This window comes from Wolbachia endosymbiont of Glossina morsitans morsitans (genome assembly GCF_000689175.1).
Taxonomy (GTDB): Bacteria; Pseudomonadota; Alphaproteobacteria; order Rickettsiales; family Anaplasmataceae; genus Wolbachia; species Wolbachia pipientis.
The window spans coordinates 1-19,095 of the sequence record NZ_AWUH01000142.1; the positions used below are offsets into that span (position 1 = coordinate 1).

Consider the following 19,095-nt stretch of genomic DNA (forward strand, 5'->3'; position numbering starts at 1 on the left):
TTCTGGTTCTACTGAGAGTATCACTGAAGCAGCAAACGCAATTGCTATTAACCCTCGATATTTTCTCTCTATCATTATTGCAACGAGTACTAAAATCACCATGATGTAGGCACGCTGAGCAGAAATTTGCATACCGGTAATCAACAAATAAAACGTGGTTGGCAAGATAGTAAGGAATGCAGATATTTTCTTGGTGTTATACTTAAGAGTCAAAGTTTCAGATATTGCGAATAAAATTACGAAACACTACAAAAAACAGACCAGCAACGAATGATAAATAGCAAACCAGATATGGCAAACAAATGTGCTGTACCTGAATCTCGTATCGCGTCCATAGTTTTTTGTATCTATGCCATCTTTTTTACCGTATCAGTAATGCAGAGATTATATCCGCATGTGGTTTCTTGATATTTTGCTGCAGGTTTTCATAAATGTATTGACGGAAAGATTCTATATACTCTAGAAATTGCCTTGCTTCAGCCTTTTTGTGCAGGGCTATTTTGCTTGTTGCAAAAGCCTGTTGCACTTATTTTCTGGTAATATGCTATTCTTGCAAAATCGTATGCATACTCCGAGGGCACAATCTTTAGAGGGAAGAGTTTTGCTGATAATTTTACTTGATCGCCTATTTTAATGCCTTTTTCCACTTTGGTTCTAACTGATATTCTGATGTTATCTAGAGCTCTATCCGGTGTCATTCCAGCGCGTGACGCTGGAATCCATATCTTTTTTTTCTGGATCCCAGTATCAAGTACTGGGATGACAAAAGGGGGCACTGGGATAACAGGAGAGGATTTTTGAGATAGTAGGGGATTTTTTCAACAGAAAGCAGAAATTGTTTATATGAGCCCCTGTCGTTAATATCCTTCACTGTGGCAACGATATCTTTTACATATCTCTCTTTATCAAGAATTTGAGTATCAACTAAAGCTGTTCTTAATTTACTAGCTGTAAATCCTATGAGCACTGCAATTAAAGCGATACACAATATCGCGTACCTTTTATACAATATCGCAATCAAAATTAGTGTGGGTAAAAGCAAAAGAAAAATAGATATGCAGCTTGGTTCAAAACTTAGGGAAAAATAGGTTAGAATTCCTACACACTGAAAAACAGGAAACCACAGTATCAAGTTATATTGTTCATTGCGCAGATTGTTACGTATATAACTAACTATTATGTCAAGAAAAGTTAATAAGTGTGTCGATATTTGCATGTGGTGAAATTTTATTTTTCTTTTTTCATTATTTGTATATATAATAACTAAATAAGCAACGACGCGGGATGGAGCAGCTCGGTAGCTCGTCAGGCTCATAACCTGAAGGTCGTAGGTTCAAATCCTACTCCCGCAACCATTTTTAAGGATATAGTTGTTCCACTTTCCAATCGCTTCCCTCAACAAGAGTGTATCTAAATCTAATGTGCTTCCTATATTCACCTTCTTGCCAAAATTCAATTACTTTTGGGATTACACAAAATCCCACCCAAAAATCAGGACGAGAAACTTGTGTATTGTGAAATTCTTCTTCCTTCAATTTTATAGCTTGCTCAAAATCTTGCCAATCTTTCAGAATGCTCGATTGTTTTGAGCACCATGCGCTAATTTGACTACCCAGCGCTCGAGAAGAGAAGTATTTGTCAGTTCTTTCATCGTTTAGAAGTTTAATCTCCCCTTCAATTCGTACTTGCCTAGCAAATTCTATCCAATGAAACACTAACGCAGCTTTGGGGTTCTCAGTCAATTCTTTCCCTTTTTTACTGTTTATGTTAGTGAAAAACACAAAACCTTCTTTACTATATTCCTTTAGTAATACTACTCTTGCAGATGGAATGTAGTCTTTGCTACAAGTTGCTAGCGTCATTGCAGTTGGTTGTTTACACGGAGAATTAAGTACTTCTTTATACCACTTTGAAAATAAATCAAACGGATCTTGTTCGGGTGAAAATATCATATCAAAAAATAAAATCTTAATTCTGGCACGCGTTGCAAAAATAAGTGCTACGGCCATTTTGTCGTATAAGTGTTATGATATTATTGCAAATCTTGCAAGGTTTTTGAACTTTACCATATACGTAAAAGTTATTTTGAAAGTATCCAGCAGATCCAGATGGCTGTGCATAATCTTTCAGTGTTGAACCGCCTGCAGCAATTGCATCACTCAGAGTATTTTTTATTTCAGCAGCAAGTTTTTTGCACTCTCTATAGGTCAAGTCTTTTGCTGACCTGAGTGGTGATATGCGGGCTCTAAACAAACTTTCAGAAGCATATATATTCCCTACGCCAACTATTAATTTATTATCCATTAATGCTGATTTGATATTCACTTTTTTGTTTTTCAGCAACTCCTGTAAATAATCTCCACTGAATTCATCCGTGAGGGGCTCTATTCCGAAACCGTCAAAAAAATTTATTTCTTGTTCTTTGCTTAAAGTAATAACTAATCCAAATCTTCTTGGATCATTAAAGATTATTGAAGTATTATCGGAAAATAAAAATACCACGTGATCGTGCTTATTCCGCACTTGATCGTGGTCAGCATATATAAGCTTTCCGCTCATGCCAAGATGTATGATGACAGCCATACTATCATCTGTATTCGAGATTATGTACTTACCTCTACGTTTAATATCATTTATGACTCTGCCCTTTAGCACATCATCAATATTTTTTGTTATTGGGGCACGTAAATTCCAATTATTAACTATGACATTACTAATTTGCTTGTTTTTAATTTTATCAAGCAAAAAATTAGAGATTACTTCCACTTCCGGTAATTCTGGCATCTTGTCTACTCTGTTGCTGCTTTTTTCTTTTTAAAATATTTTGCTTTAAAGCTTTCGCTAATCTTTTTCTCTCTTCTTCTTTTTCCTTATTTTTTTTATGTTATTCATTATCATAATATGTGAACTTGCCGTTGTAGCTCAGGTGGTAGAGTACGTCATTGGTAATGACGAGGTCCCAAGTTCGAATCTTGGTAACGGCACACTGATTATACTTATGATATTGCATAACTTGTAAGCAAGGCTTAAAAGAAAGTTAAAGAGGTAAGTTGTCATGCTTTTTCCATATCCTTTCTACCTTCTTGTTTTTGAGTAGCTCTAATGCTTTATAAAAGTGATACCTTGTTTTACTTGGCACTATAATGTCATCAATGTATCCATGTGATGCAGCAAAAAATGGATTAGCGAACTTTTCTTTGTATTCTTTAATTAACGTTTGCTGATCTTTTTCGTGTCGAAATATAATCTCAACTGCACTTTCAGGGCCCATCACAGCTATTTCAGCAGTTGGCCAGGCATAATTTATATCACCTTTTAGATGTTTCGAATTCATAACAATGTATGCACCACCATACGCTTTTCTAGTGATAAGGCTAATTTTCGGCACGGTCGCTTCAGCGTAAGCGTAAAGCAGTTTCGCTCCGTGTTGTATTATATTATTGTATTCTTGATTTGTACCCGGCAAAAATCCTGGAATATCAATAAGTGTGATGATCGGAATGTTAAATGCGTCACAAAACCTTACAAACCTCGCAGCTTTTCTTGAAGAATCAATATCCAAACATCCTGCAAGGTGCATAGGTTGATTTGCAACAATACCGACAGTATTTCCTCCAATTCTACCAAAACCAGTTATGATATTACGAGCAAAATCAGGTTTCAGTTCAAAGAAATTCCTTTCATCACAAACTTTTTCAATGAGTTCATACATATCATAAGGGGTATTAGGATTGGTAGGAATTAGAGTGTTTAAGGATTCATCAATGTCGTCAACATCATTACAGATTGGTGCAGATTTTGGTGATTCTTGATTATTTGCTGGTAAGAAAGTAAAGAATTCACGCATTTTTAGCAGCATTTCAACATCATTATTGAATGCAAAATCCGCTACTCCTGTTTTGCTTGTATGAATTTTTGCTCCACCGAGGTCTTCGAAACTTACGTCTTCGTAGGTAACCTTTTTTACTACATCTGGCCCGGTTATAAACATATATGAACTGTTTTTCACCATGAAAGTAAAGTCAGTTAATGCTGGGGAATAAACTGCACCTCCTGCACATGGGCCCATAATTAAAGAAATTTGTGGTATAACACCCGATGCATTTACGTTTCTTTGAAAAATTTCTCCATAACCAGCAAGAGAATTTACTCCTTCCTGAATTCTGGCTCCACCAGAATCATTTAGTCCGATAATTGGAACTCTGGCATTAATTGCCATATCCATAATTTTGCATATTTTTTTTGCATGTGACGCACCAAGTGAACCACCAAAGACAGTAAAATCCTGAGAATAAACAAAAACTTTTCTGCCATAAATAGTACCATGACCAATCACTACCCCATCACCTAAAAAATTAGCATTTTGCATGCCAAAATCATTTACATGATGTTTTACGAATTTATCGTATTCTGCAAAAGAACTTTCATCGAGCAATATACTGAGCCTTTCTCTAGCAGTTAATTTCCCTTTTTCATGTTGTTTGGTAATCCTGTCAGAACCGCCTCCTTTTTCAGCTTCTAGTGTCTTTGGTTTTTAGATTTTCTAGTATCTTAAAGTCTTGCATACAATAAAGTAGTTTTCAAATTAGTTGTAGACTTTATTAAGTTTACAAACCCTACTAACTATACACATACACTATTGCTATATGCAACAATGTATGTATGATAATTGTTAATGCTCTGGTGATTCATGGTCACTACTTTGAAAATGTTGCGATGTGTCAATACTTTTCGTATTAGAAAGAGGTGGATTAACTGCACTGCTTTTCGTTTGTGCAAAACTTTTAACAGCCTCAACAACCTTGCTTATATGAGGTTCTTTTTCTAGCTCTTTTAGGTACTTTGAGAAGATTTCACAACTTTTGTCATCCATATGTACCGTTATTTTACCAAAACTTTCAGCTTTTTCAGAAGATAAAATCATTTCGATCTTTTCATCGCCTACCCTAAAGGTCATTTTTACTTTGCCTTGCATATCATGATATTGCCAGCTTTTTATTCAGATTAGATTATCTCCTTCTCCTATTCGCAATGCACCATATTCTAAGTCCTTAAATTCCGGGGAGTTCATAAAATTTTGCAGGAGTGATCACACTTTTTTCTGGACACTGTACATAATAAAATTTATTATCTCTTTCTACTACAATTCCTTTTTTTTTGTCATTTTCAATACTATCACTTACAATTTGTTTTAGACGTGACAAATATTCGCCGCGTTCTTTCAGTATATCTTCTGGCAATAATCTCCGAACTTCTTGGCTCACATCAGTGCCTGTTGAAACTAGATTAAACATTTCTAACATAAGAGGCCGTAGTATTTCTTTTCCAGTCTCAGTAACATTTTTATCTTGCTCCATGAGGTGGTATAAGATCAGTATCGAATAATCTATTATTGATGACTTTTTTCTCCTTGGAATACATCAACACTAAACATGACCTTGTGCTTTTTTGCATCGTCTATAGATTTTTGAAGTCTCTTTGCTATGTTTTCGATAGCTTCATCATTAGGTAAGTGTTCAGGCAATGGCGTCAACTTAAGGAAAAATATCAGCGATAGTGTATAAAAAAGTGCAAGAAACAGCACTTTTGTTTCTAGTTTATTTCAACAGAAAACTTTAAAATGTGCCGTTTTTAGGTGAGGCATGCAAAAAGGAAAAGATCTTATCTTACGAATTAAAAATGCAATATACTCGAAAAGCTTTCAGAAAATCCATTGTGTTGAGTCTTACACGAACAAGAAAACTTCCGTTTTCGACAGTATTTTCTATGATTTTAAAGTTAGTTTAAAAAAGTTTGGGAATAGAATGTGAACTTATGGAGCCATTGACATGTACCCTCAAAGCAAGTTTTTCTAAAGCAAGGTATAAGATTTGCCATACAGGCTTTCAAGAATTTAAGCATCCAAACAGCCTATCAGGATGAACCTGAGTTGGAGAGGCTATAGACTTATTGCAGCAGATGGTTCTGGTATGAGATTACCCAGCTCTGGGGAAATTGTATCCGAGTTTGAACCAAATGGAACAACAGGCACCATTGGCAATTTGTTTGTTGATTTGTGTACTTCATTGATTTGCAGTGCTCGTCTTGCAGCTTGGAATATAGGTGAACAAACGTTGACGGCAGAGCAATTACCCGAAGTTATCACTCAAATGCGTTTATTATAGCCTTTCTTATAATAGTCCGAATGCGATAAGATATGTGTTTATGTCTATAGCAGGCCAGTAGCATATTACGGTCTGTTCGGATTATTGTAAAAAGAGCTATAAAATCCGACCGGGACAGCCGCAATAAAGTAGATAAGCCTAAACGCCATCATGTCTTTAGGAGAGTTTGCTAATGAAAATTCTTAAGTTGACGTCATTGGCTGAATGGATACGATTTATTTCAGTGCACGAGCTGGTCCTTTTCGGATTTTAGCGCTGTGTACATAACTGCACGAACGTCTAGTTTAGGGGTAAGAAAAATTAGGGCCTGCAAATTAATCCAAACACATAAGTGTAGTGTTACCACCAAATGCTGTAGTGTTAACACTTACAACTTTTTCTGTAGAAAAACGCTGTAAATAATGAGAACCACCAGCTTTTGGCCCAGTGCCAGATAGTCCTCTACCACCAAATGGTTGTATCCCAACTGCTGCACCTATCTGGTTACGGTTGATGTAGACATTTCCAACTGATATTTTTTTACTTATAGTATCAATTTGACTTTGTATACGACTCTGCAAAGAAAACGTGAGTCCATATCCAGTACTATTTATATCACTTATAACTTCATTTAATTCTGACTTGTTAAAACGTATGATATGTAAAATAGGACCAAATACTTCTTGCATTAATTGCGAAATTTTTTGTATTTCATAAATATATGGAGGAAAGAAATAACCATTATGAGAATTTGTATCCATGGGTACTTTAAATAACAGATTTGAATCTTCGTCCTCTGACATTTTTTGCGTATGTTGAGTTAGCATATCGATAGATGCTTTGTCAATTATTGGACCAATATCAGTACTAAGTTGTATTGGGTCACCAATCTTGAGTTCTTGCGCTGCACCGCATATCATTTTTATCTGCTTCTCTGCTATGTCCTCTTGAATAAACAGCACTCTAAGTGCAGAACAGCGTTGACCACTGCTACGAAACGCAGAAAGCAAAGCATCCATAGCCACTTGCTCTAAAAGAGCAGAGCTATCAACTATCATAGCATTGAGCCCTCCTGTTTCAGCAATAAGTGGCACAATAGGACCATCCCTATTTGCAAGCATTTTATTGATTATTTGAGCAGTTTGTGTTGAGCCAGTAAAAGCTACTCCGGCAATTCTATTGTCTGGAACTAATATTTTGCCTAAATATCCACCATCCCCAGGAATGAGGTGTAACACATTCTTTGGTATCCCAGCTTCATGTAGTATCTTAACAGCTTCGTAGGCAATAATCGGCGTTTGCTCTGCCGGTTTTGCCAGCACTGCATCACCTGCTGCAAGTGCAGCTGAGACCTGCCCAATGAAGATAGAGAGCGGAAAATTCCACGGTGATATGCATAAGAAAACTCCTCTGCCTTCAAAAAAGATGAAGTTATCTTCACCTGTTGGGCCCGGCAATTTTTTCCAGTCGCTCAGTTCATTTTTTGCTATCATTGCATAATAACGCAGAAAGTCGATTGCCTCTCTTACTTCTGCTATTGCATCGGATAAAATTTTTCCTGCTTCCACAATCAGAATGTAAATTAACTCTTTCATCCTTTCCTCAAGCAAACCTGCAGCTTTTTCAAGGCATTTAGCGCGCTCTTCTGCTGAAACATTCTGCCACTTAGCAAAAGCACTGTGTGCTATTTCAAGAGCGTTTAAAGCTTGATCGCTTGTTGCACTTGACACTTCTACAATTACATTTTCCAAATGTGCAGGATTCACTACTTCGATAAATTCAGCATTATCAAATAGTGCTTTTCCATCAATTATTGGTCCAATTTGCCACTTTTTTTCACTAAAACCCTTTATATCATCTGCAAATTGTGAGACTATCATAGAATCACTAATATCCATCCCCAAGGAATTGTTTCTTTCTGGTCCCAAAATATCTTGTGGTAATGGAATGCCTGGATGAGGTTCATAATTAAAATTTATAGCTTTTTCCAGTGGATCTGAAATTAACTTATCGATTTTAACGTTAGGATCACTTATTTGATTAACAAACGAACTATTAGCTCCATTTTCAAGAAGGCGTCTTATAAGATAAGGCAACAAGTCACTATGTTCCCCAACGGGTGCGTAGACACGACAGCTAACATTTGTTGCAAGCTCTGACATTGCATAATCATATAAGTCTTTTGCCATTCCATGTAAGCGTTGAAATTCAAATCCAGGGTGGTTTTTATCAGCAAGTTCCATGATAGAAGCAAAAGTATAGGCGTTATGAGTTCCAAAGCATGGGTAAAAGCTGTTTGGTTTACTCAAAAGTTTCTGTGCGCACACGAGGTAAGATACGTCAGTATAGCTTTTTCTTGTACATACTGAGTAATCATTTAATCGCAATTCTTGCGTACGCTTGATTTCTGAATCCCAATATGCACCTTTTACAAGCCTCACCATAATTTTATGATTTGATCGAATAGCAACATCCTCTACAAAGTCAAGAACAGACAAAGCACGTTTTCGATATGCTTGTACAGCCAAGCCGAGCCCTTCCCACTCAGAAAGTGATTCATCAAGCCGTAATTGTTCAAACAAGATTAAGGAAATTTCAAGCCTCTCTGTTTCTTCTGCGTCTATGCATAGTGAAATGTTGTATTTTTTTGCCTCGCGGCAGAGCTCTAAAACCTTAGTGAATATCTCACCAGCAATTCGGCCAAATTGACTAAATTCATAACGTGGGTGTAAAGCAGAAAGTTTGATTGAAATTCCATGGGATTTAAAACAATCATTTATTTCAGTGGATTCACCTATAGCTTTTATTGAGTGCATGTATGAATTAAAATACTCTTCTGCATCCTCAGTTGTGTGAGCAGCTTCGCCAAGCATATCAAAAGAGTATAAAAACTTACTATTGTCATCTAGTTTTGCGTACCTTAAAGCTTCTTCTATGGTTTCTCCAACAACAAAATGATTACCAAGCATAGACATTGCTTGTTTTACTGCTTTGCGAATGATCGGTTCTCCTAAATTCTTAAGTAACTTAGAAATTGCGTAATAGAACTTCGAATCGCCTTCATTATCTCTCAATATACTGCTACCTATCATTAAACTCCACGTGGAAGCATTGACGAGCAATGAAGAAGAATATCCTAAATATTTACTCCATTCTTGATAGGCAATTTTATCTTTGATTAGCTCGTCTATTGTATAATCATCTGGTATTCTAAGTATCGATTCAGCAAGGCACATCAATGCTATTCCTTCATCATTGGAAAGCGAGTATTGCTGCATAAAGGAATCTACAATACTTAATTTATTGTGTTTGATTTTTTCAATAACTTGTTTTGCAATATTATAAATTCTATTTTTTGAATCAGCCGAAAGCTCTGCTTTTTCTACAAGATAACGTATATAACTCTTTTCATCAGTACGATAAAATCCTTGTAAACGTTTTCTGAGTTCATTAGGTTTTCGTATAGAGCTTATCATATATAATTATCTTCAAAAAATACTCCGACACCATATGTATAGTGAAATTATATCATAACTTTGCGCAGAGCAAATTGCTATTTACAAAGGGACCAGCGCTGGCTAAAAGAAGTCCATGCAATAACTTTAAAAGGATTGTGCAAGTATGTAGCTCAACACTCCACCACGCATCAAGTCTCAGTTGCGGTTTGTACACAGCATTTGAGTTGAATTGATTGCTTTGAATTATCCTTTCTTTTGATGATGCATTCTAGATTTCCACCTGGCACTATTTCACCTTTTATGCTTATTACCTCGCTACCATCAAATATCTTTCTGGTTATTCCATTTTGGAATATAAGTGGAAGAACACCCATGCCGACCAAGTTGGACCTATGTATACGCTCAAAGCTTTCTGCAATGACAACTTTAACCCCCAATAATAAAGTACCCTTTGCTCCCTACTTGAACCTGTGCCATACTCCTTTCCTGCCACAATGATGAGAGCTTTTTCCTTGTAACGCATTGCTGCATCAAAAATCGGCATAGTTTCTTGACAAGGAATATATTTTGTATAGTCGCCTTCGATGCTTACCATTTCATTTTTTATTCTAATGTTAGCAAAAGTCCCACGCATCATTACATTGTGGTTACTACGGCGAGACCCATACGAATTAAAGTCCTGTGGCTCAATTCCAAGATTTTTTAAATATATACCTGCAGGACTACTTGAGGCAATATTTCCAGCAGGGCAAATGTGGTCAGTGGTTACGCTATCGCCAAACATTGCCAATATTTGTGCACCTTTTATATCGATTTTATTATTTTTAAGTGATAAATTATCAAAATGGGGCGGATTTTGTATGTAAGTGCTATTTGCATCCCAATTGTAGATTTCACTTTTTTCATACTTTATCTTTCGCCAATGTTCATCACCAGAAAAAACATCCTTATACTTTTGTATGAACATCTCACGTGTTACCACACTTTTAATGCAATCTTCGATTTCATTGTTTGTTGGCCATCTATCTTTGAGATATACATCATTTCCATTCTTATCTTTGCATATTGAATCTTTTGTCAAATCAGTTTGCACAGTACCAGCAAGTGCATATGCAACAACAAGTGGCGGAGATGCCAAGTAATTAGCTTTGACTAACGGATGAATTCTTCCTTCAAAGTTACGATTGCCAGATAAAACTGCAGCAACGGTTAAGTTTTTGTTTTTAATGCCATCTTCTATATCTTTATTAAGTGGACCAGAATTCCCAATGCAAGTTGTGCAACCATATCCAACTAGATTAAAACCCAAAGCATTTAGATTTACCTGCAATCCAGACTTTTCTAAATATTCTGTTACAACTTGTGACCCTGGAGCAAGAGAAGTTTTAACCCAAGGCTTTGATTTTAATCCAAGTTTAATTGCATTACGAGCTACAAGACCTGCAGCAATCATCACACTTGGATTAGAAGTATTAGTGCAGCTTATTATTGCTGCAATAACTACACTTCCATCTTGGAGTTTATCGCTTTCCTTTGACTCATTAACTAAAAATGATTTAGAAAAAGACTCTGCCACTTGTGAAAGAAAAACCTTATCTTGTGGTCTTTTGGGACCAGCCATTACTGGCTCCACGCTTGATAAATCAAGCTCTAGTGTGTCAAAAGATGCTAACTCGTCACTACTACGCCACAGTCCTTGCTCTTTCGCATAAGCCTCAACTAGCTTAATCAGCTTTTCTGGCCTTCCGGTTAAGCTTAAATAATCTAGCATTTTTTGATCAATTGGAAAAAATCCACAAGCTGCGCCATACTCCGGGGCCATGTTTGCTATAGTGGCTCTATCTGCCAAAGATAAATAATCTAAACCATCACCATAAAATTCTACAAACTTACCAACAACGCCTTTTATTCTTAGGATATTGGTAACCGTCAGCACTAAACCGGTCGCAGTTACTCCTTGCGACAATCTGCCAATTAATTTAAATCCAACTACTTCTGGAATCACCATACTAATTGGTTGACCAAGCATCACAGACTCAGCTTCTATGCCTCCAACACCCCAACCAAGAACTGATAATCCGTTAACCATTGTAGTATGGTTGTCAGTGCCAACTAAAGTATCAGGATATATGACTCCATCATTATTACACACAACTTTCGCTAAATATTCAAGATTCATTTGGTGGCAAATCCCTGTGCCAGGCAGCACTACTCTAAAATTTGTGAAGGACGATTCTCCCCACTTTAAAAATTGATATCTCTCCAAATTTCTTTTTACTTCTAGCTCAACATTCTTACTGAATGCGGAAACACTTCCATAATTATCTACTTGAACAGAATGGTCAATAACAAGATCAACCGGTACAGAAGAATTTATGTTGCTCGGGTTTCCTCCATTTTTCTTAACATAGCTCCGCATTGAAGCTAGATCAACAACAGCAGGAACCCCTGTAAAATCTTGCATCAACATCCTTGCTGGTTTATAGCTAATTTCGTGATTTCGTTTATTAACGCAGTCTGCTAGTACTCTTATGTCATCCAGCTTTACGTTTACTCCATCTTCATTACGCAATGAATTTTCAAGCAGCACCTTAAGTGAGCAGGGCAATTTAGTTGCATCTGTCCCTAAAAATTCACTAGCACTATTTAGGCTAAAATAGTTGTATGACTTCCCGTCAATGTTTAAAGTCGTTTTTGCGTTTAAAAAATTGTTCATCACACTATATTAGTTAAAATTGGAATTACTACCGTTACTTTTTTGTTGTTGACCTTGCTGCTCATACATAGTTTCAAAATCTATAGGATCTAGCATCAGTGGGGGAAATCCACCACTACTTGTAACTCTTGCAATTATTTCTCTTGCAAAAGGAAAAAGAAAAGTAGGTCCACCAATAAACAAAGCTTGTCTTACTTCTTCCTCACTCAACTCTTTTAAATTTTCTATTGAAAAAATGCCACAATATTTCGTTTCACAAATGAAAGCTACGCCATCCTTTATGCCTTCATCTTTTACCTTTGCTTTGACTTCTATATGCAAAGTAATTTCATGGAAAGATTTTTCTTCATTCACTTCTTCTTTGTTTTTCGTCCCTTCTAATTTTGCTGAATTGATATTAACCATTACATTAATATCTGGAGCTTTACTAGAAGAAAGGAATGGCGAATTCGGATTCTCAAATGATAGATCTTTAACATATTGACCGTGAATTCTCATTTTTTGTTGTGGCATTTCTTACGTCTCCTTTAATTAAGTTGAGATATTTAATACTTTCTTATATAATATATTCATTTACAAACGAATAGCAAACCTGATTATAAGTTGATATAAAAAACATATTTTCATTAATAATTAATAATGTTCGGATACTTTATATGCCAAGGAGTTGAGTTACTATGATAGAGCTTGTAATATATGCTTTATTAGCGGCGTTCATTTTTTCACGTTTGTATAATTCTTTAGGAAGGTCAGCCAACCTCAACCTAAAAAAGCTAACTAATGTATTGGATGTAAGCCGAAGTAGAGAAGATGTAGTAGAAAACATTGAGGGTTACATTGATAGCAATGATGAAAATTCAATAAAAGTTACTTATAAACAAATATTAAAAAAAAACAAAGATTTTTCTATTTCCCACTTTATAGAAGGTTCAAGCATAGCTTTTGAATTAATAATAAAATGTTTCAATCAAGGAAATTTGTCTCAGTTAAAACCACTTCTCGATAAAGACTTATATGATAATTTTGCAGAGAAGATTAAACATCGTAAAGAGGTGCACGAGTCTATAATTGTTTCTATCGTTTCACAAAAGATTTTAGAAATAAAGCTAGTAAAAAACGCAGTGTTTATTGCAGTATATTTCCTTTCAGAGCAAATTAACTTCGTTAAGAACAATGAAGGAGATATAATATCAGGTAGTACATCCACTATTAATAAAGTTGAGGATGTATGGCAATTCAAAAAAAATGTTAATTCATCAGACCCGAGCTGGTTGCTTGTTGCTTTTTCTATTCACTATAAAAAGACAAGTAACGATAAGACAAATGATAAGTAAGATGAGTTTTATTTGAAATGGAAAGCAAGCTACGCGAAATAGTACTTGACACTGAAACGACAGGTCTTGACACTGAATCTGGTCATCGAATTATTGAAATAGGGTGTGTGGAATTAATTAACCGCATTCCAACAGGTAAAGTATTCCATCGGTACCTTAACCCAGAAAGAGATATACCTTATCACTCGTTTAAGATCCACGGTATTAGTGAAGAATTTTTAGAAGATAAACCATTATTTTCAGATGTTGCACTTGAATTTCTTGACTTTATATCTAATGATATTTTGGTAATTCACAACGCTGAATTCGATGTTAAGTTCCTTAACATCGAGTTAAGCAAGCTGAATGCTGGGTTAATTTCCTCAGACAGAGTGCTAGATACATTACCTCTTGCGAGGAAAAAATTCGCAGGATCACCTGCTTCTTTGAATGCATTATGTAAGCGTTTTGATATATCGCTAGAGAATAGAGAATTGCACGGAGCACTAGTTGATGCTCAATTGCTTGCAAAGGTATATGTTGAACTTACAGGAGGGTTACAAACCTTTCTGTTTGATAATGAGATAATGAATGCAATCAGGACAGTAACTCCACATTCGTTCAGCATAAAGTACGTAATCTAACTCCCAGAGAACATTTACCAAATAGTGAAGAAATTGATGAACATAAGAAACTGTTAGACAAAATTAACAATACACTTTGGACCAATAAAGATACAATTCAATTTTACTGAGAACATTCTAATGGTAAGGTTTATAAGATTATTATCTAATGTGCTAGCAGCATTAGCAGTTGTTTTTTTAGGTTATTGTTATTTCACTAAAAAAGGCATATTTGCCCCAGCAGCGATTCACAACGCAGAAGTTAAGATAGGCGGAGATTTTTCTTTAATTAATCAGGACGGACAGATATTGCGCAGTAGTGATTTTAAAGATAAATACATGATGATTTTCTTTGGGTTTTCCTCATGCAAAAGAATTTGCTCTACGAACCTTGGAATAATTTCAGAAACACTTGCAAAGTTAGATGAGAAAACTAACAACAAGCTACAAACATTCTTCATCACAGTCGATACTGAGCGCGATAGCGCGGAAAGACTTAAAGAATTTCAGCAGCAATTTGACCACAGAATACAAATGTTAACTGGTGAAAGAGAAAAAATAGACGAAGTAATTGCAAAGTATAAAGTATATGCTAGCAAAGTTGGTGGAGAAGAAGAAATCAACCATTCTTCAATAATGTACCTTATTGGCCCTGGAGGAAAATATGTTACACACTTTGCAGCTGATTTAAATTCAGACGAAAGTCAATCTGATAAGATTTTGGCTGAGATAAGAAAATACGTAAACTGAATTATAGATTTTTCTGTTAATTAGTCGAGCATGCAACTGCATGAGCATTATGATTTGAGAGCAATCTCCATGGGAAGACACACACAACTGTACGAACGTTGTAGTTTGGGAGCAATTCCCACCAGTGGGGTGTCATCCCAGTGCCCAGACACTGGGATCCAGCTTCTATGCAACTTAATTAAAAACGTTTGTTTTAGCGTAAGACAACTACCTTTAGCTCATCAGCTCAGTTATAAGCAAAATTTCTGGATTCCACTGGGCTTTGTTGCATCGCTACTTATGAAAGGCTAACTATAGTTAGGATTATAAGTAACCTATTGAAAATCTTGTTTTTTTGTCAATCAATCTGATCAAATTTAAGAATAGTAATTTATTATTTACATTAATAAATTTAATTCTATTGAAAATAGCTAAAGCATTGAAATTCTTGAATTTTAGCCGGATTAGTGATTGGTAGTGAAATTTCTTTTACTCAAATTTAGGTATTCACTGACCGTTCTTGTTATAAATACCAGAATAATAAGCTACTGATATTCTCCATCTTTTTATCTTTAATCCATCATAGCTAGCGATGCAACAAAGCCATTCCAGTGTCAAGCACTGGAATGACATCATCTGTTGTGCAATTTACCTTCAAAAATGAATGTTCGTACAGTTATGGAAGGCACATTGGAATGACACTATTTGCTGTCTTCAAAAATAAACATTCGTAAAGTTGTGCTTTTAATATGGGTTATCAGTTTAAAAATGTTGCTAATCAGCATATATGGATGTAATATTAATTAACATTCATAAACGAAGCAATACCATGGAAAATAGTTATAATGCCGATGCAATAAAAATCTTAAGGGGTCTTGATGCTGTAAGGAAACGTCCAGGTATGTACATTGGTGACACTGACGATGGATCTGGCTTGCACCACATGGTATATGAGGTTGTTGATAACGCAATAGATGAATCTTTAGCTGGATATTGTGATCACATTGAAGTTAGCATAAATAAAGATGGTTCAGTATCTGTAACTGATAATGGTCGTGGCATTCCAACTGACATTCATGAAGAAGAAGGAATATCAGCAGCAGAGGTAATAATGACTCAACTCCATGCTGGTGGTAAATTTGACAGCAATACCTATAAAGTTTCTGGGGGATTACATGGTGTTGGAATCTCAGTTGTGAACGCATTATCAAGCTGGTTGGAATTAATTATTTGGCGCAATAAGAAAGAACACTTTATGCGTTTTGAAGATGGTGAGTCTATTGAACCTTTAAAGGTAGTCAACGAAAATACAAACAAAAGAGGAACTAAAGTCACGTTCATGCCATCAACAGAGACTTTTAATGGCATTAATTTCAGTTACTCAACGCTTGAAAGTCGTATAAGAGAATTAGCATTTTTAAATTCAAATATCGACATTACTTTACGTGATCTGCGCAATGAACCATATACAGAATCTCATTTCAATCAGAGCAATCAATCTAAAGACAATTTTGGTACAGCAAATTTTGTGCAGTATTTAGATAAGAATAAGACACATGTAACTAAAATTGCCAGTATGAAAGGAGATGCAGAAGATCTTGGCATCAGCTTGGAAATATCGATGGAATGGAATGATTCCTACTATGAGAATATGTTGTGTTTCACTAATAATATACGGCAACGAGATGGTGGTACGCATTTGGCAGGATTTAGATCTGCACTAACTAGATGTATCAATACCTATGCAACTAATGAAGGGTTTTTAAAGAAAGCAAAAGTAAATTTAACTGGAGAGGACGTTAGAGAAGGTTTAACTTGTGTTTTATCTCTTAAGATGCCTGATCCTAAGTTTTCTTCACAAACAAAAGATAAACTAGTTAGTTCTGAAGCACGTGCAGTTGTAGAAAGTATAGTTTCTGATAAATTGAGCACAATCCTTGAAACTGATCCCAAATTGGCAGCAAGCATAGTAGAAAGAGCAATCAGGTCAGCAAAAGGAAGAGAAGCTGCAAGAAAAGCGCGCGAGCTAGTTAAAAGCAAAAACAATATTGATATTGCAACTCTGCCAGGAAAGCTTGCTGATTGTCAGGAAAAAGCTCCTGAGTTATCGGAATTATTTATAGTAGAGGGTAATTCAGCAGGTGGTACTGCAAAGCAGGGGCGTAATCGTAAAACACAAGCAGTGCTTGCCTTAAGAGGAAAAATTCTAAACGTAGAACGTGTAAGTTTAGATCGTATTTTTTCATCTGCAGAAATAGGCTCTTTAATTACTGCAATTGGTGCTGGAATAGGGAGTGAACACTTCGATATTGAAAAAGCTAGATATCATAAAATTATCATCATGACAGATGCAGATGTTGATGGTTCACATATAAGAACTTTGATTCTAACTTTCTTTTTTAGACATATGCGTGAAGTTATTGAAAAAGGTTACTTATACATAGCACAGCCACCCCTCTATAAAGTTACAAAGAATGCCAAAGACACTTATATTAAAGATGACGAAACTTTTGAAGAGTATATAATAAACTCAGCAGTCAAAAGATTAACACTAAGTGGTACAGCTACAGAATTTAACAACTTGCGCCTTATTTTGAATAAATGCGTTAGCACTTCTAATATTAGCAAAAATTATGATAGAGAAATACCACAAAATCTCTTAGAGTCATTGCTAATTTTAAGTAAAAAGAATGCTCTATCATCGGCTGATGAGATATTAAAGTATTTGAAGTTAATGTACAGCGAATACACTTGGGAAGTGGAAATAAAAGATGAAGAAAAAGAAATTCATATCTCTAAATTGTTTCAAGGATTGGCAGACAAATATACGGAATAGGGATATTGATATTGAAAAAGCTAGATATCATAAAATTATCATCATGAGAACTTTGATTCTAACTTTCTTTTTTAGACATATGCGTGAAGTTATTGAAAAAGGTTACTTATACATAGCACAGCCACCCCATAATGGACCATAATAATGGACTATGGTAAAAAAGGTTTAACTCTGCAGAGATTTAAAGGTCTTGGTGAAATGAATGCTGATCAGCTATGGGATACTACGTTAAATCCTGAGGCTAGAACTTTATTAAAGGTTGAAATAAAAGACTGTGAAGAAGCTGATTCCATATTTTCAATATTAATGGGTGATATAGTTGAACCACGCCGCGATTTTATAAATAGCAATGCACTTAATGTGCATGATGTTGATATTTGAACTTTTAGCAAAATGTACGAACGTTACGGGTTTAAACAAAGACTGTGTTATTCAAGTAGCTGACACTGGTTCCTTTATAACGGTGTCATTCCAGTGCTTGACACTGGAATCCAGGTTGCTCACAAGCAAACTAGCATAGAAAGTGGTTACAACGTTTTCGATGAGATTGCAGAAAGGCTGGAATGAAAGCAGTCCTACGTCATGCCGCGGTATCTCTAGATCCTAACTAACAAGCAGCGGGATGACGGTTGTCAGGGTGTCATCCCACTACCTTCTCCTGTCATCCCAGTACCTCCCTCCCCTGTCATCCAAGTAGCTTGACACTTGTATCTTTATGATTAGATCTAAAATACCTCATGATTAGAGCTAAAATACCTCACAGGGAGGGTGAAGCTGATGCAACGCTAATGCCATTAAGGCCGAATCCCAGATTTTGCTTCCCTCCCATAGAGTTATAGCTCTTCTCATAATAATCCCAATAAGGTAAGAATGGATTTATGGTAGAGGGGTTTGTATGCCAGCAGCGTATAGTTACGACTTAAGGAAAAAAACAATGGAAGCAATGGAAGCATTGGATGAAGGAGAAAGTAGAGCAACTGTTGCCAAGTAACCTTACCCAGAAAAAGTGGAGAGAAAGAAAGGAGTTTTTTCGGGTAAAATAAAATTGTGGAGGATTAGAAATGGTAAGAGAATATACGGCAGAATTCAAATTGGAAGCTGTTAAGCTGGCAAATGAGCAAAGAAAGGCAGGTCAAACAATTACAAAAACAGCAAAGGATTTAGGAGTAAAGGGTGGTTTATTAGGAAAATGGATAAAGAAATACAACGAAAAAAAGTCGGCAGCAGATGCATTTCCAGGTAGAGGTAACATGGGTCCTTACGACAAAGAGAGGTTT

The 19,095-nt window shown here is 35.8% G+C and carries 14 protein-coding genes, 2 tRNA genes and 5 pseudogenes; 10 read left to right on the forward strand and 11 right to left on the reverse strand.

Annotated features, from left to right (window positions below; genetic code table 11):
- A pseudogene (locus tag WGMM_RS03540) lies at nt 1-1,216 on the reverse strand (ComEC/Rec2 family competence protein); the annotation flags it as partial.
- A gap of 62 nt (nt 1,217-1,278) precedes the next feature.
- On the opposite strand from WGMM_RS03540, the gene WGMM_RS03545 reads away from it, so the two are divergent.
- Nucleotides 1,279-1,355, forward strand: a tRNA-Met gene (locus tag WGMM_RS03545).
- Between the two features lie 3 nt (nt 1,356-1,358).
- On the opposite strand, the gene pdxH is transcribed toward WGMM_RS03545, so the two are convergent.
- A complete protein-coding gene (pdxH, locus tag WGMM_RS03550; protein ID WP_038250194.1) occupies nt 1,359-1,952 on the reverse strand; it encodes a pyridoxamine 5'-phosphate oxidase in 594 nt (197 codons plus the stop codon).
- Between the two features lie 16 nt (nt 1,953-1,968).
- On the reverse strand, nt 1,969-2,784 hold the full coding sequence (gene mutM, locus WGMM_RS03555) for a bifunctional DNA-formamidopyrimidine glycosylase/DNA-(apurinic or apyrimidinic site) lyase (protein ID WP_038250196.1): 816 nt from the start codon (nt 2,782-2,784) through the stop codon (nt 1,969-1,971).
- 127 nt (nt 2,785-2,911) lie between these two features.
- On the opposite strand from mutM, the gene WGMM_RS03560 reads away from it, so the two are divergent.
- Nucleotides 2,912-2,984, forward strand: a tRNA-Thr gene (locus WGMM_RS03560).
- Between the two features lie 53 nt (nt 2,985-3,037).
- Here WGMM_RS03560 and WGMM_RS03565 read toward each other — a convergent pair.
- The 4 genes from WGMM_RS03565 to WGMM_RS07125 all read right to left on the reverse strand — a co-directional run bounded on the left by WGMM_RS03565 (nt 3,038) and on the right by WGMM_RS07125 (nt 5,524).
- Nucleotides 3,038-4,489 (reverse strand): acyl-CoA carboxylase subunit beta, encoded by a 1,452-nt coding sequence (locus WGMM_RS03565; protein ID WP_128080212.1) that lies wholly within the window; start codon nt 4,487-4,489, stop codon nt 3,038-3,040.
- Between the two features lie 183 nt (nt 4,490-4,672).
- The gene (locus WGMM_RS06780) at nt 4,673-4,975 is read right to left on the reverse strand and encodes a hypothetical protein (protein ID WP_240991897.1); all 303 of its coding nucleotides are present in this window, start codon (nt 4,973-4,975) and stop codon (nt 4,673-4,675) included.
- Nucleotides 4,976-5,051: 76 nt separating this feature from the next.
- Nucleotides 5,052-5,357, reverse strand: a complete 306-nt coding sequence (locus WGMM_RS06785) for a hypothetical protein (protein ID WP_240991898.1) — start codon at nt 5,355-5,357, stop codon at nt 5,052-5,054.
- A 32-nt stretch (nt 5,358-5,389) separates the two neighbouring features.
- Nucleotides 5,390-5,524 carry a hypothetical protein gene (locus WGMM_RS07125; protein ID WP_255324782.1) on the reverse strand — a complete coding sequence of 45 codons (135 nt, stop codon included), beginning with the start codon at nt 5,522-5,524 and terminating at the stop codon, nt 5,390-5,392.
- A 118-nt stretch (nt 5,525-5,642) separates the two neighbouring features.
- Between WGMM_RS07125 and WGMM_RS05815 the strand changes: the two are divergent.
- Nucleotides 5,643-6,161: pseudogene (locus tag WGMM_RS05815) on the forward strand (transposase); the annotation flags it as partial.
- Here WGMM_RS05815 and WGMM_RS06790 read toward each other — a convergent pair.
- The 4 genes and pseudogenes from WGMM_RS06790 to secB all read right to left on the reverse strand — a co-directional run bounded on the left by WGMM_RS06790 (nt 6,142) and on the right by secB (nt 12,830).
- Nucleotides 6,142-6,288 (reverse strand): hypothetical protein, encoded by a 147-nt coding sequence (locus tag WGMM_RS06790; protein ID WP_240991899.1) that lies wholly within the window; start codon nt 6,286-6,288, stop codon nt 6,142-6,144. The pseudogene WGMM_RS05815 and the gene WGMM_RS06790 overlap by 20 nt on opposite strands.
- Before the next feature lie 190 nt (nt 6,289-6,478).
- A complete protein-coding gene (gene putA, locus WGMM_RS03585) occupies nt 6,479-9,619 on the reverse strand; it encodes a bifunctional proline dehydrogenase/L-glutamate gamma-semialdehyde dehydrogenase PutA (RefSeq protein WP_038250201.1) in 3,141 nt (1,046 codons plus the stop codon).
- A 126-nt stretch (nt 9,620-9,745) separates the two neighbouring features.
- A pseudogene (gene acnA / locus WGMM_RS03590) lies at nt 9,746-12,317 on the reverse strand (aconitate hydratase AcnA).
- Nucleotides 12,318-12,326: 9 nt separating this feature from the next.
- Nucleotides 12,327-12,830 (reverse strand): protein-export chaperone SecB, encoded by a 504-nt coding sequence (gene secB, locus WGMM_RS03595; protein ID WP_038250204.1) that lies wholly within the window; start codon nt 12,828-12,830, stop codon nt 12,327-12,329.
- Between the two features lie 164 nt (nt 12,831-12,994).
- On the opposite strand from secB, the gene WGMM_RS03600 reads away from it, so the two are divergent.
- From WGMM_RS03600 to WGMM_RS03620, 7 genes and pseudogenes are all read left to right on the forward strand, one after another.
- On the forward strand, nt 12,995-13,651 hold the full coding sequence (locus WGMM_RS03600) for a Tim44/TimA family putative adaptor protein (protein ID WP_038250207.1): 657 nt from the start codon (nt 12,995-12,997) through the stop codon (nt 13,649-13,651).
- 17 nt (nt 13,652-13,668) lie between these two features.
- Nucleotides 13,669-14,384 (forward strand): annotated as a pseudogene (dnaQ, locus tag WGMM_RS03605) (DNA polymerase III subunit epsilon).
- Between the two features lie 10 nt (nt 14,385-14,394).
- A complete protein-coding gene (locus WGMM_RS03610; protein ID WP_038250210.1) occupies nt 14,395-15,003 on the forward strand; it encodes an SCO family protein in 609 nt (202 codons plus the stop codon).
- A gap of 69 nt (nt 15,004-15,072) precedes the next feature.
- Entirely contained in the window at nt 15,073-15,294 is a 222-nt protein-coding gene (locus tag WGMM_RS06145; RefSeq protein WP_128080213.1) for a hypothetical protein, read from the forward strand.
- A gap of 299 nt (nt 15,295-15,593) precedes the next feature.
- Nucleotides 15,594-15,716, forward strand: coding sequence for a hypothetical protein (locus tag WGMM_RS07130; RefSeq protein WP_010962370.1), 123 nt, complete (start codon nt 15,594-15,596; stop codon nt 15,714-15,716).
- Nucleotides 15,717-15,811: 95 nt separating this feature from the next.
- A pseudogene (locus WGMM_RS03615) lies at nt 15,812-18,199 on the forward strand (DNA gyrase subunit B).
- A 680-nt stretch (nt 18,200-18,879) separates the two neighbouring features.
- Nucleotides 18,880-19,095: transposase (locus tag WGMM_RS03620; RefSeq protein ID WP_051599641.1), on the forward strand; the 216-nt coding region annotated here is incomplete at its 3' end.

Bases quoted from the DNA above. Each gene is read 5' to 3' on its own strand.
- pdxH (WP_038250194.1), bottom strand. From the start codon at position 1,952: ATGATATTTTCACCCGAACAAGATCCGTTTGATTTATTTTCAAAGTGG.
- mutM (WP_038250196.1), bottom strand. From the start codon at position 2,784: ATGCCAGAATTACCGGAAGTGGAAGTAATCTCTAATTTTTTGCTTGAT.
- WGMM_RS03610 (WP_038250210.1), top strand. From the start codon at position 14,395: ATGGTAAGGTTTATAAGATTATTATCTAATGTGCTAGCAGCATTAGCA.
- WGMM_RS06780 (WP_240991897.1), bottom strand. From the start codon at position 4,975: ATGCAAGGCAAAGTAAAAATGACCTTTAGGGTAGGCGATGAAAAGATC.
- secB (WP_038250204.1), bottom strand. From the start codon at position 12,830: ATGCCACAACAAAAAATGAGAATTCACGGTCAATATGTTAAAGATCTA.
- WGMM_RS03600 (WP_038250207.1), top strand. From the start codon at position 12,995: ATGATAGAGCTTGTAATATATGCTTTATTAGCGGCGTTCATTTTTTCA.
- WGMM_RS06785 (WP_240991898.1), bottom strand. From the start codon at position 5,357: ATGGAGCAAGATAAAAATGTTACTGAGACTGGAAAAGAAATACTACGG.
- WGMM_RS06145 (WP_128080213.1), top strand. From the start codon at position 15,073: ATGGGAAGACACACACAACTGTACGAACGTTGTAGTTTGGGAGCAATT.
- putA (WP_038250201.1), bottom strand. From the start codon at position 9,619: ATGATAAGCTCTATACGAAAACCTAATGAACTCAGAAAACGTTTACAA.